The sequence below is a fragment of the Phenylobacterium parvum genome, assembly GCF_003150835.1.
In the GTDB taxonomy this organism is placed as follows: Bacteria; Pseudomonadota; Alphaproteobacteria; order Caulobacterales; family Caulobacteraceae; genus Phenylobacterium; species Phenylobacterium parvum.
In genome coordinates, this window is the sequence record NZ_CP029479.1 from 2,601,545 (window position 1) to 2,614,033 (window position 12,489).

At 71.2% G+C, this 12,489-nt stretch carries 13 protein-coding genes; 9 read left to right on the top strand and 4 right to left on the bottom strand.

Translation table 11 applies throughout. The features are described from left to right. The first annotated feature begins 125 nt into the window (after positions 1-125). The 8 genes from HYN04_RS12190 to HYN04_RS12225 all read left to right on the top strand — a co-directional run bounded on the left by HYN04_RS12190 (position 126) and on the right by HYN04_RS12225 (position 7,314). Positions 126-830 (top strand): response regulator transcription factor, encoded by a 705-nt coding sequence (locus tag HYN04_RS12190; RefSeq protein ID WP_110451007.1) that lies wholly within the window; start codon positions 126-128, stop codon positions 828-830. Further along, entirely contained in the window at positions 799-2,367 is a 1,569-nt protein-coding gene (locus HYN04_RS12195) for a stimulus-sensing domain-containing protein (RefSeq protein ID WP_110451008.1), read from the top strand. The genes HYN04_RS12190 and HYN04_RS12195 overlap by 32 nt, the downstream gene beginning before the upstream one ends. Next, positions 2,364-2,855 carry an HPr kinase/phosphorylase gene (locus HYN04_RS12200; RefSeq protein ID WP_110451009.1) on the top strand — a complete coding sequence of 164 codons (492 nt, stop codon included), beginning with the start codon at positions 2,364-2,366 and terminating at the stop codon, positions 2,853-2,855. Before HYN04_RS12195 ends, HYN04_RS12200 begins: the two co-directional genes overlap by 4 nt. 10 nt (positions 2,856-2,865) lie before the next feature. After that, entirely contained in the window at positions 2,866-3,270 is a 405-nt protein-coding gene (locus HYN04_RS12205) for a PTS sugar transporter subunit IIA (RefSeq protein WP_110451010.1), read from the top strand. Further along, entirely contained in the window at positions 3,267-3,539 is a 273-nt protein-coding gene (locus HYN04_RS12210) for an HPr family phosphocarrier protein (protein ID WP_110451011.1), read from the top strand. The genes HYN04_RS12205 and HYN04_RS12210 overlap by 4 nt, the downstream gene beginning before the upstream one ends. A gap of 13 nt (positions 3,540-3,552) precedes the next feature. Then, a complete protein-coding gene (locus HYN04_RS12215) occupies positions 3,553-4,977 on the top strand; it encodes a CYTH and CHAD domain-containing protein (RefSeq protein ID WP_110451012.1) in 1,425 nt (474 codons plus the stop codon). 89 nt (positions 4,978-5,066) lie between these two features. Next, positions 5,067-6,458, top strand: a complete 1,392-nt coding sequence (ahcY, locus tag HYN04_RS12220) for an adenosylhomocysteinase (RefSeq protein ID WP_110451013.1) — start codon at positions 5,067-5,069, stop codon at positions 6,456-6,458. A 22-nt stretch (positions 6,459-6,480) separates the two neighbouring features. Continuing rightward, the gene (locus tag HYN04_RS12225) at positions 6,481-7,314 is read left to right on the top strand and encodes a bifunctional hydroxymethylpyrimidine kinase/phosphomethylpyrimidine kinase (protein ID WP_110451014.1); all 834 of its coding nucleotides are present in this window, start codon (positions 6,481-6,483) and stop codon (positions 7,312-7,314) included. A 6-nt stretch (positions 7,315-7,320) separates the two neighbouring features. On the opposite strand, the gene HYN04_RS12230 is transcribed toward HYN04_RS12225, so the two are convergent. The 3 genes from HYN04_RS12230 to HYN04_RS12240 form a co-directional block, all read right to left on the bottom strand. Further along, positions 7,321-8,559: an LLM class flavin-dependent oxidoreductase gene (locus tag HYN04_RS12230; RefSeq protein WP_110451015.1), complete on the bottom strand. Its 1,239-nt coding sequence runs from the start codon at positions 8,557-8,559 to the stop codon at positions 7,321-7,323. A gap of 98 nt (positions 8,560-8,657) precedes the next feature. Next, complete coding sequence (rarD, locus tag HYN04_RS12235) at positions 8,658-9,569, bottom strand: EamA family transporter RarD (RefSeq protein ID WP_110451016.1); 912 nt, start codon at positions 9,567-9,569, stop codon at positions 8,658-8,660. 3 nt (positions 9,570-9,572) lie between these two features. Next, entirely contained in the window at positions 9,573-10,595 is a 1,023-nt protein-coding gene (locus HYN04_RS12240; protein WP_110451017.1) for an aspartate-semialdehyde dehydrogenase, read from the bottom strand. 163 nt (positions 10,596-10,758) lie between these two features. On the opposite strand from HYN04_RS12240, the gene HYN04_RS12245 reads away from it, so the two are divergent. Further along, entirely contained in the window at positions 10,759-11,412 is a 654-nt protein-coding gene (locus HYN04_RS12245; RefSeq protein ID WP_110451018.1) for a DUF6134 family protein, read from the top strand. Positions 11,413-11,431: 19 nt separating this feature from the next. On the opposite strand, the gene leuB is transcribed toward HYN04_RS12245, so the two are convergent. After that, positions 11,432-12,484 (bottom strand): 3-isopropylmalate dehydrogenase, encoded by a 1,053-nt coding sequence (leuB, locus tag HYN04_RS12250; protein WP_110451019.1) that lies wholly within the window; start codon positions 12,482-12,484, stop codon positions 11,432-11,434. Positions 12,485-12,489 lie beyond the last annotated feature (5 nt).

Below are 12,489 nucleotides of genomic sequence, written 5' to 3' on the forward strand. Positions count from 1 at the left end.
CAGTGCTCCCCCAGGGGCGAGCTGCCGGCAAAGCCGGCTGAGGGGGTCAACAGCCTCGCCCCATTGAGGCCACAGGCCTGGGGGACTAGGGTCGAATCTGCAGCGACACGGAACAGACGCACCCCATGGCCCGGATCACCCTCGTGGACGACGACGAGAACATCGTGACCTCGGTGAGCCTTGCGCTCGAAAGCCAGGGCCACGCGGTCAAGGCCTACTACGACGGCGCCTCAGGCCTGGCCGCCCTCGAGAACGATCCCCCCGACCTGGCCATTCTGGACGTCAAGATGCCGCGCATGGACGGCATGGAGGTGCTCCGGCGCCTCCGCCGCGCCTCCGACCTGCCGGTGATCATCCTGACCTCCAAGGATGACGAGATCGACGAGCTCCTGGGGTTCAACCTCGGGGCCGACGACTACATGCACAAGCCCTTCAGCCAGCGCCTGCTGATCGAACGGGTGAAGGCCGTCCTGCGTCGCGCGGGCAGCCCCGCCGGGGACGAGGACGAGGAAGACGAAGTCGCCTCGCGGGCCCTGAAGCGGGGGCGGCTCACCCTCGATCCCGCCCGCCACGACTGCCTGTGGAACGGCAGGCCCGTGAAGCTGACCGTCACCGAGTTCCTGCTCATCCAGGCCCTGGCCCAGCGTCCGGGCTTCGTGAAGAGCCGCGACAACCTGATGGACGCCGCCTACGACGATCAGGTCTATGTCGACGACCGGACCATCGACAGCCACATCAAGCGGATGCGCCGCAAGTTCCGGGAGGTCGACCCCGAGTTCGACGCGATCGAAACCCTGTATGGCGTCGGATACCGTTACCGCGAGTCCTGAGCCCGCGCGTCGACGGTGGCGGGGGCCGCCGTCGTCGCGACTCGGCCGGCTGATCTTCGCCCTGAACCTCCTGGGCCTGACGATCCTGATCGTCGGAGCCCTGGTGCTCAATGAGCTGCGCCGGGGCCTGGTGGAGGCGCGGATCGACAGCCTCACCACCCAGGGCGAGCTGATCGCCACCCTCATCGACCAGGCCGCCACCGTGGGCGAACCCGTCCCGGCCCTCGACGCGGCCCGGGCCAGCGAGATCCTGCGGCTCCTGTCCAATCCCGGCGTCCAGCGGGCCCGGCTCTTCGACGCCCAGGGGCAGGTCCTGGCCGACAGCGACTGGATCGCCGACCGGGTGGAGCAGAAGCCCCTGCCCCCGGCCCGGCCGCGGGGCGCCAAGGCGGAGGCGCCCGAGCGGCCCCGCACCTCCCCGGGCCGCGAGGCCCTGCAGGCCGAGGTGGCCAGGGCCATGGAGGGGCGGCGGGTCTCCGGCGTCCGCCGGGCCGATCCCTCCGGCCGGGTGGTCTCCGTTTCCTTCCCGATCCGCCACGTCCAGGCCGTCCTGGGCGTCCTGACCGTCGAGGCTGGCGACGTCGACAGCATCATCGCCCGGCAGAGGGCGGCCCTGATCCCTTTCATCCTCCTGTCCATCGGGGTCAGCCTCCTGTCCTCGGCCCTTCTGACCAGCCTGATCGCCCTGCCCGTGCGGCGCCTGGCGCGGGCGGCGGACCGGGTGCGCCTGTCGCGGGTGCGCTCCATCTCCCTGCCGGACCTCTCGCGGCGGACGGACGAATTGGGCGACCTGACCCGCGCCCTCGAGGCCATGACCGACGCCCAGTCCGAGCGCATGGGCGCCATCGAGCGCTTCGCCGCCGACGTGGCCCACGAGATCCGCAACCCCCTCACCTCCCTTCGCTCGGCGGTGGAGACCCTGGACCTGGTCTCCGATCCCGAGGCCAAGGCGCGGCTGGGCGCCGTCATCCGCCAGGACATCCAGCGCATGGATCGGCTGGTGACCGACATCTCCAACGCCTCGCGGCTGGACGCCGAGCTGTCCCGGGAGCCGCCGCGCCCCTTCGACCTGGGCCGCCTCCTCGCCGAAATCGTCCAGGCCTATTCCGCCGCCCGGCGCGAGGGCGAGCCCCCGGTCCTGCTGTCCGGCCTCGAGGGCGAGACCCCCGTGATCGGCCGGGAGGGACCGGCCGGCCAGGTCTTCCGCAACCTCATCGACAACGCCCGCTCCTTCAGCCCGCCCGGGGGAAGCGTCCGGCTGGGCCTGTCGCATGACGGCGGCTGGGCCATCGTTCAGGTCGACGACGATGGCCCGGGCATCCCGCCCGAGAACCTCGAGACCGTATTCGAGCGGTTCTACACCTCCCGTCCGAAGGGGGCGGCCTTTGGCGGCAATTCCGGCCTCGGCCTGTCCATCGCCCGGCAGATCGTCGAGGCCCAGGGGGGAACCCTGAAGGCGGAGAACCTGTCGGCCCCGTCCGGAGACCGCATCGGCGCCCGGTTCACCGTGCGCCTGCCCCTCAGGCCGGGCGCGTGAGCCCGCCCCTCCACGCCGGCCTCCTGGCCCTGAGGTGGCGCGGCCGTTGGCGGGGCGCCCTGGTCCAGGGACCGGCCGGCGCCGGCAAGAGCGACCTTGCCCTTCGGGCCCTGGACGTCGGCTTCCGGCTGGTGGCCGATGACCGCACCCAGGTCTGGGCCAGCGGCGGTTGGGCCTGGGGCCGGGCGCCGGAGGTCCTGTCCGGCCTCCTGGAGGTCCGGGGCCTCGACGTCGTCCGGGTCCCGGTCCTGGACTACTGCCGGATCGACCTGGCGGTGACCGCCGGCGACCCCGAACGCCTGCCGGAGCCAGGCGTCCTGGACCTCGCCGGCGCATCGGTCCCGCACCTGGTCCTGCGGCTGACAGACGCCTCGGCGCCACACCGGCTGAAGGAAGCGCTTTGCCGGCTTGGAGGCGACCGGGAAGAGTCGTATCAAGGCGGCCTTCCGGCGCCGCCGGCCTCCGCAACGGGTGGGTCAGCCCCTTGAAAGACTTCTGATGATCGGCCTCGTCATCGTGACCCACGGCCGTCTCGCCGAGGAGTTCCTCCTGGCCATGGAGCATGTGGTCGGGCCCCAGTCCGGGGTTTCGGCCATCTGCATCGGCCCCGACGACGACATGGAGCAGAGGCGACGCGACATCCTGGCGGCCTGTGGCCGGGTGGATGCGGGCAGCGGCGTCATCCTCCTGACGGACATGTTCGGCGGCACCCCCTCCAACCTCGCCATCTCGGTCATGGAGCAGACCCGGGCCGAGGTGATCGCCGGGCTGAACCTGCCCATGCTGATCAAGCTGGCCAGCGTCCGCACTCGGCTGGACCTCGACAGCTGCGTCGCCCAGGCCCAGGAGGCCGGGCGCAAGTATATCTCCGTCGCCTCCTACGTGCTGGCGGGGGACAAGTGACCACCCGGGCGCGGGTCGAGATCATCAACAAGCGCGGCCTTCACGCCCGCGCCTCCGCCAAGTTCGTGAAGACCGCCACCGGCTTCGACGCAGAGGTCCGGGTGTCCAAGGACGGCGCCGAGGTGGACGCCCGCTCGATCATGGGCCTGATGATGCTGGCCGCAGGCCCGGGCTGCTGCATCGACATCACCGCCGAGGGACCACAGGCGGAAGCCGCCCTGGCCGCCCTTGTCGCCCTTGTGGCCGCCCGTTTCGACGAGGACGAATAGCCCCGGAGGGGTCATGAAGCCCGAGGTGGAGATCAAGTTCGCCTGCACGCCGGAGACCCTTGAGGTCCTGGCCGGGCGCCTCTTCACCGGCGCCGCCCGGGATCGTCGACTGGTCTCGGTCTATTTCGACACCCCAGAGGGCGACCTCGCGGCCCGCCAGGTCTCGCTGAGGCTGAGGACCGACGGGACGGGCCGGACGATCCAGACCCTCAAGACCGGCGAGGGCCTTGGCCGACATGAGGCCGAAGGCGAGACCGCGCCGGGACGTCTCGACCTTGCCGCCGTCGCGGCCGGGTCCGGCCTGGGCCCCGGGGACCTGGAACGCCTGGCGCCCCGCTTCACCGTCCAGGTCCGGCGCCGCGCCTTCGAGGTGGTGCGCGGCGGATCGCGGATCGAACTGGCCCTCGACCAGGGGGAGATCCTGGCCGGCGGCGCCCGCGAGCCGGTCTGCGAGGCCGAGCTGGAGCTCCTCTCCGGCGAGACCGGGGACCTCTTCGCCCTCACCCTCGACCTCGCCGGCGACCTGCCCCTGTCCCTGTCCCTGAAATCCAAGTCCGACCGGGGCGCCCGCCTGGCGGCCGGCGGGGGGCCGGACGACGCCCGCATCCCCGCCCTCCCTCCTGGCCTGGACTGCGGCGAGGCCCTGCGCCTCGCCCTGCTCGCGGCCCTCTCCGGGACCTGCGACCGGGCGCTCGAGGCCGCCGCCGACCCGACCCCCAGGGCGGTTCACCGGCTGAGGGTGGCCCTGCGCCGGCACCGGAGCCTGTTGACCGTGTTCCGAAGGCGGTTCGACCCCAGCGAGACCACCGCCGTCCGGCGCGGCCTGCAGGCCCTGGCCCGGGCCTGCGCGCCGGCGCGGGAGCTGGACGTCCTGGTCGCCGCCGCGGACCCCGCCGGCGCCCTCTGCGCCGAACTCATCGCCGCCCGCGGGGCCGCCGCCGACGGGCTGGTCCTGGCCCTCGGGGCCGCGCCCGCACGGCGGGTCCTTCTGGAGAGCCTGGTCCTGGCCGAGGCCGGCGAATGGCGGGCGACCGGCGACAATGCAGCCCCGGCCGTCGGCCTGGGGGAGGACCTCGGCCGTCGCTGGCGGCGGATCTGTCGCCTGGGGGCGGCGATCGACGGGCTGGATGCGGGCGAGCGGCACGAGCTGCGGCTGCGCATCAAGTCCCTTCGGTATGCCCTGGACAGCCTGGCCCTGCCAGGTTGGACCGATCTTCGGGCGGGGCTGGTCCCGGCCCTGCGGGCCGCACAGGACGCCCTGGGGGCCGAGAACGACGGCGAGGCGGCGAAGGCGCGCCTGGCCGGCCTCGACCTCTCCCGGACCGCGCAGCGGGAGGCGGACAGGCTGGCGGCCAGTCTCCGGCGGCGCGGCGCACGGGCCCGGGCCGCCCGGGCCGTCCGGCGGCTGGTGGAAACCCCTGCGCCGGGGCTCACATAAAGCAATCTTTATGTCCCGGTTGCGGCCGGGCGCCCCGGAGCGTATAGGACCGTCCAGGCGGCGAGCGCCCGCGCGACAGGAATCCCGACATGACCGACTATGTGGTGAAGGACATTTCCCTGGCCGACTTCGGCCGCAAGGAGATCGCGATCGCCGAGACCGAAATGCCCGGCCTGATGGCCGTGCGCGCCGAGTTCGGCCCGTCCCAGCCCCTGAAGGGCGCGCGGATCGCCGGCTCCCTGCACATGACCATCCAGACGGCGGTGCTGATCCAGACCCTCGAGGCCCTGGGGGCCGAGGTGCGCTGGGCGTCCTGCAACATCTTCTCCACCCAGGACCACGCCGCCGCGGCCATCGCCGCCGCCGGCACGCCGGTCTTCGCCACCAAGGGCGAGACCCTGGTGGAGTACTGGGACTACGCCCACCGCATCTTCGAGTGGGCCGACGGCGGCTATCCCAACCTGATCCTCGATGACGGCGGCGACGCCACCCTGCTCTGCGTGCTGGGGCCCAAGGCCGAGAAGGACCCCTCGGTCCTCGAGAACCCGCAGAACGAGGAGGAAGAGGCCCTCTACGCCGTGATGAAGCGGTACCTGAAGGAGAAGCCCGGCTTCTACACCGCCATCCGCAACGCCATCGGCGGCGTCTCGGAAGAGACCACCACGGGCGTCCACCGCCTCTACCAGATGGCCGAGCGCGGCGAGCTCCCCTTCCCCGCCATCAATGTCAACGACAGCGTCACCAAGTCCAAGTTCGACAACCTCTACGGCTGCCGCGAGAGCCTGGTGGACGCTATCCGCCGGGGCACGGACGTCATGCTGTCCGGCAAGGTCGCGGTGGTCCTCGGCTATGGCGACGTGGGCAAGGGCTCGGCGGCCAGCCTGCGCAACGGCGGCGCCCGGGTCATCGTCACCGAGATCGACCCGATCTGCGCCCTGCAGGCGGCCATGGAGGGCTATGAGGTCCAGACCATGGAAGACGTCGCCGACAAGGGCGACATCTTCGTCACCGCCACGGGCAACAAGGACGTCCTCACCGTCGACCACATGCGGCGGATGAAGAACAACGCCATCGTCGCCAACATCGGCCACTTCGATTCCGAGATCCAGATCGCGGGCCTGCGCAACTATCGCTGGGACAAGATCAAGGACCAGGTCCACCACGTGGAATTCCCGGACGGCAAGAAGATCATCGTCCTGTCCGAGGGCCGCTTGGTGAACCTGGGCAACGCCACGGGCCACCCCAGCTTCGTGATGAGCGCCTCCTTCACCAACCAGACCCTGGCCCAGATCGAGCTGTGGACCAACGGCGGCGCCTACGGCAAGCAGGTCTACACCCTGCCCAAGCACCTGGATGAGAAGGTCGCCATGCTGCACCTGGAGAAGCTGGGCGCAAAGCTGACCCAGCTGACCTCGGACCAGGCCGCCTACATCAACGTGCCGGTGGCCGGGCCCTTCAAGCCCGAGCACTACCGCTACTAGGGCGTAGGGCGGGGGCCCCGCCATGCCCGTCGCCCTGATCGTCTCCAGTCATGTCGCCGGCTCCGGGGTCGGCGGCGGGCTGCAGGCGGCGGAACTCACCCGGCTGGGCTTTCGCACGGCCCTCCTGCCCACCGTCCTGTTCGGTCGCCATCCGGGCCTGGGGTCGCCGGGCGGCGGCCCGGTCCCGGACGCCCTCTTCGCCGGCCAGGCCGAGGGCCTCCTGGCGTCGGGCCTCGCGGACCGGGTGGACCTTGTCCTCACCGGCTATTTCGCCTCGGCCGGTCAGGTGGAGGCCGCCGCCGGCCTGCTCGACGCCGTCGCGGCCCGCAATCCCCGCGCCCTTGTCCTGGTGGATCCCATCCTGGGCGACGAGGGCCGCGGCCTCTACGTCCCCGAAACCGTCGCCGACGCCCTGCCCCGGGCGCTGGTCCCCCGCGCCGGCCTGCTCGCACCCAATGCCTGGGAGCTGGAGCGGCTGACAGGCGCTCAGGTCACCGACCCCGGCTCGGCCCTCGCCGCCGCCCGGAGCCTGGGCCGGCCGGTCCTTGTCTCCTCCGTCCCCGATGGGGCCGATGTCGGGGTCCTGTGGACCGACGGGGCGGAGGCCTGGCTCGCCAGCCACCCGCGCCTGCCCCGGGCGCCGCGGGGCACGGGCGACCTCCTGGCCGCCCTGTTCGGGGCCGGCCTCAGCCTCGGGGGAGACCCTTCGGAAGTTCTTGAGTCTTCGGTACGGAATCTCGCCGCGCGGCTGGCCCAGGGCGCCGAAGACCTGCTCGACGCGCCCGGAACGGATGCCGGACCCCCCCGGTCCCCCCCACGCGGGGGCGACGCCGGGGTGACGCTGCGCAGACCCTGAGGCGACCTACTTGAGGTCCTTGGCCGCCTTGTTCAGGTCGGGGGCGTTGGGCGAGCGCATGGCCACCCCCGCCTCCATCCCCGCCTTCAGGGCCGCCGCGGCCCCCTCGTGCGACATGATCTTGCTCATCACCGCCTGGCCGGCCCGCTCGAACCATTCCCGGTTCTCGATCACATAGGCGCGGGAGTCGCGGTAGCCCTCCAGCAGGCCGTTGATCTCGGGGATGACGTAGCGGGCGACGAGCTCCCAGCTGCGGTTGGTGTTCTCGCGGTTGGCCCAGTCGTGAACGAAGCCCAGGACGACGCCGAAGCCGCCGGAGCTGGCCTGCAGCTTGCGGATCGCCGCCACCAGGTCGTCCGGCGTGCCGATCACCGCCGCCGCGCCCTCGACGTCGGCGGTCTGCTCCAGCGCCTGCTCGGGCGAGGCGAAGGGGCCGGCGCCCGGGCGCATCAGAGTGCCGACCTGATACTCGTTGTGCCAGTGCATCAGGCCCTTGGCCGCCTGGGCCCGGGCCTCCTCGCGGGTCTCGGCGATGTGCCAGGACATCAGCACCCGCCAGTTCTTCCGGTCGATCCGGGCGCCGGACTTGGCGGCGGCCTGCTCGGCGAAGCCCCACTGGGTGGGCAGGGCGGCGAGGCCTGCGTCGGAGTTGGAGCCGATGGACAGGACGCCCATGCCGTACTTGCCCGCCAGGGTCATGCCCGAGGGGCTGACCGAGGAGGCGGCGACCATCTCCATCTCCTCCTGCAGGGGCAGGAGCTGGAGCCGGGCGTCGCGCAGGGTGAACCACTCGCTCTCATGGGTGACCCTCTCGCCGGCCAGGAGGCGCTTGATCACGCCGATGGCCTCGTCCTGGCGGTCGCGCTGCGTCATGGGGTCGATGCCCAGGGTGTGGGCGTCGGAGGGCAGGGCGCCGGGGCCCGTGCCGAGGATGGCCCGCCCGCCGGTCATGTAGTCCAGCTGGACCATGCGCTGGGCGACGTTGAAGGGGTGGTGGTAGGGCAGGGAGATGACCCCTGTGCCCAGGCGGATGCGCCGGGTGTGCTCGCCCACGGCGGCCAGGAACATCTCGGGAGAGGCGATCATCTCCCAGCCGGTGGAGTGGTGCTCGCCGACCCAGAACTCGTCGTAGCCCAGCTCCTCCAGCCGCGTCGCGAACCGGATGTCGTTCCGGAACTGGAGCATGGGATGCTCGCCGATGGGATGATGGGGCGCCAGGAATGCGCCGAACTTCGTGCGGGCCATGGGTTTCCTCCGGAACTGTCGCGTCGCCGTCGCCGCCCTGTGGGCGAAAGGTCGTTCCGGACACCGATAGCCGCGGGGGCGGAATACGCAAGCGCCGGTCAGGCGTCGAGGTTCCGGGTCCGCCGCCAGAGGCCGAAGATGTAGGTCGCCGCCCCGGCCCAGATGAAGGCGAAGGACACCCCGCGCAGGGCGGTGAAGGGCTCGCCCTGGGCCAGGCCGATGCCGAAGCCGATGGTCGGGCCGATGAACTGCAGGAAGCCCATGGCCGAAAGGGGCATGCGCCGGGCCGCCCAGGAGAAGAGGACCAGGGGAATGGCGGTGATCGGCCCAGCGGCCAGGAGCCAGGCCGCCGCTGCGGGAGAATCGTCCATATGCCCCTGCCCGGTCAGGGTCAGGTGCGCCATCCAGAGGGCGCCGGGGATCGCCAGGAAGAGGCACTCGACGAAGAGGCCGGTCTGGGCGTCGGCCTGCACCTGCTTGCGGACGACCCCATAGGCGCCGAAGGTCAGGGCCAGGACCACCGCCATCCAGGGAAAGTGCCCGAGGGCCAGGCCCTGGAGGGCGACCCCGATCCCCGCCAGGATGATGGCGCCGAGCCCCAGGGCGTCGAACCGCTCGCGGAAGATCAGGGCGCCCGCCGCCATGTTCAGAAGGGGCGTCAGATAGTAGCCGAGGCTGCTCTCCAGCACCCGGCCGGCGTTGACCCCCCAGACATAGAGGGCCCAGTTGGCGCCAATCAGCAGGGCGGAGAGGGCGAGCATGCCCAGCCGCCGGGGCGACCTCAGGACCGACGCCACCTGGGCGCCCTGCCGGGCCAGGACCACGAAGACCCAGGCGGCCAGGGTTCCCCAGACCGCCCGGTGGGCGAGGATCTCCCAGGAGTCCGCGCCGAGCCGCCCCATGGCCTGGAAGAACAGGGGCGCGAACCCCCAGATCAGGTAGCACAGGACCCCGGCGCCGACGGCGGCGCGCGGCGAGACGTCAGCTGGCGAGGCGGGCCCCCCGGCCACCCGTCAGCGGTCGCCGATCAGGCCCCGCTCGTCGAGGAGCTGGGCGATCTGCACGGCGTTGAGGGCGGCGCCCTTCCGCAGGTTGTCGGCCACGACCCACAGGTTCAGGCCGTGCTCGACGGTGGGGTCCCGGCGGATGCGGCTGACGAAGACCGGGAACTCGCCCTGGGCCTCCTTGGGGGTGATGTAGCCCTTGTCATTGCGCTGATCGATGACGATCAGGCCGGGGCTGTTGCGCAGGAGGTCGCGGGCCTCGTCCTCGTCGAGGGGCTCGTGGAACTCGATGTTCACCGACTCCGAGTGGCCGACCATGACCGGCACCCGCACGCAGGTGACGGTCAGGGCGATCTCGGGATCGATCATCTTGTGGGTCTCGTTCCACATCTTCGCCTCCTCGTCGGTGTAGCCGTCGTCGTTGAAGGCGCCGATGAAGGGAATGACGTTGAAGGCGATCTGCTTGGGGAACTTCTTGGGCTCCGACGGGCCGAGGACGAAGATGCCCTTGGTCTGGTCCCAGAGCTCGTCCATGCCCTCCTTGCCCGCGCCGGAGACCGACTGGTAGGTCGAGACCACCACCCGCTTGATCCGCGCCCGGTCGTGCAGGGGCTTGAGCGCCACCACCAGCTGGGCGGTGGAGCAGTTGGGGTTGGCGATGATGTTCCTGCGGTCCGCCCACTCGACATCGTCGGGGTTCACCTCGGGCACCACCAGGGGCACATCCGGGTCCATCCGCCAGGCCGAGGAGTTATCGATGACGATGGGACCGGCGGCGCCGATCTTCGGCGCCCATTCCTTGGAGAAGGTCCCCGACACGCTCATCAGCACCAGGTCGACGGTGGAGAAGTCGAACTGCTCGACGTCCTTGCACTTCAGGATACGGTCGCCGAACGAGACCTCGACGCCAATGGATTTGCGGCTGGCGATCGCGTGAATCTCGTCCACGGGGAATTCGACTTCCTCGAGGATGTTCAGCATTTCGCGGCCCACATTACCCGTGGCCCCGACGACGGCGACGCGATAGCCCACCTGTGTCTCTCCTGTACAGAACGGACGGTCCCCCTACGCCCGGCGGCGGCGGGGCGCAAGGCGAGGCCCCTTGCTGCGTTGCGGAAAATTCACTGGAACCCCACCTGCAGAAGGTTAGACAGCCCTCGGGCGTTCCCAACTCCAGCGCGTATGAGGCCTTGGCATGACCCTTACGGCTCCGACCCGGCGCACCCTCCTGACAGCGGGCGCCCTGCTGGCGGTCCCGCACCCCCTCCTCGCCGCGACGCCGTCAAGCCGGCGGCTGACCTTCCAGGTTTTCCGGAACGGCGAGCGCATTGGCGAACACCGGCTGAGCTTCTCGGGGGACTCCGCCTCCCCGACCGTGTCCACGGAAGTGGACATGACGGTGCGGCTGGGCTCGGTGCCGGTCTATCGGTACCGGCACACAGCCCGCGAGGTCTGGGTGGACGGAAGGTTCGAAAGCCTGGAGACCGTGACGGACGCCACAGCCGGAGACCGGAAGGTCTCGGCCAGGCGCACCCCCTCAGGGGTCCTGATCCGCACCGGACGCAAGGAGGTGCTGGCCCCGGTCGGTACGTCACCTCTCACCCATTGGAACCCGAACGTCCTGACCGGACGCCTGTTCAACCCGCAGGAGGGCACCCTGGCCCGGATCACGGCGTCGCCAAAGGGGTTCCGGCCCATCACCCTGGCCGATGGCCGGCAGGTGGAAGGCCAGGTCTGGGCCCTTCGTGGCGAGGCCGAGATCGACAACTGGTACGACCGGGCCGGCGTCTGGACCGGCCTGAAGGGCCGCCTCGAAGACGGCTCCAGGATCGAGTACCGGCGGGTCTGAGCCCCGCACCGCCGTCCGCTCAGAGGGCGACGAGCACCGCGTCGCCCATCTGCACCGTGGTCAGATCACCGCCCAGGTCCCGGGTGCGGGCTCCGTTGTCGAGGGCGCGGACCACGGCGGCCAGGATGCGGTCCGCCGTCTCAGGACGGCCGAGCGACCAGCGGAAGGCCATTTCCAGCGACAGGATGGAGGCCAGGGGATTGGCGAGGCCCTGGCCCGCGATGTCCGGCGCAGAGCCGTGGATGGGCTCGTAGAGGCCAGGCCGGCCGGCGTCGCCAAGGGCGGCCGAGGGCAGCATGCCCAGGGAGCCCGTCAGCTGGGCGGCGGCGTCGGACAGGATGTCGCCGAACAGGTTGTCGGTCACCATGACGTCGAACTGGCGCGGGTCGCGGACGATCTGCATGGCGGCGTTGTCGGCCAGGATGTGCTCGAGGCGGACGTCCGGGAATTCGCGGGCGTGGAGGTCGGTGACCACCTGGCGCCAGAGCAGGCCGGAATCCATGACGTTGGACTTCTCGGCCGAGTGCACCAGGTTGCGCCGGCCCCGGGCCAGCTGGAAGGCCACCCTCGCCACACGCTCGATCTCGGCGGTGGTGTAGACCTGGGTGTCGACGGCGCGCCTGCCGCCGCCGGGCAGGTCCTCGATGAACCGCGGCGAGCCGAAATAGATCCCGCCCGTCAGTTCACGGACGATCATGAAGTCCAGCCCCTCCACCAGGTGACGCTTGAGGCTTGAGGCGTCGGCCAGGGCGGGGAAGCACAGGGCGGGGCGAAGGTTGGCGTAGACCTCCATGCCCGCCCGCAGGTTCAGGAGCCCGGCCTCGGGCCGCCTGTCGCGGGGGGCGCCGGCCCACTGGGGACCCCCCACGGCGCCCATCAGCACGGCGCGGGCGGACCTGGCGGCGGCCAGGACCTCGTCGGTCAGGGGCGTTCCGTGGGCGTCGAAGCTGCAGCCGCCGAACAGGGCCTCGGCGATGGACAGGTCCGGCGCAACCGCCTCGGCGACCCGGCGGGCCTGGGCGGTGACTTCGGGGCCGATGCCGTCACCCGGCAGAAGGAGGAGGTCGGTCATGGGCA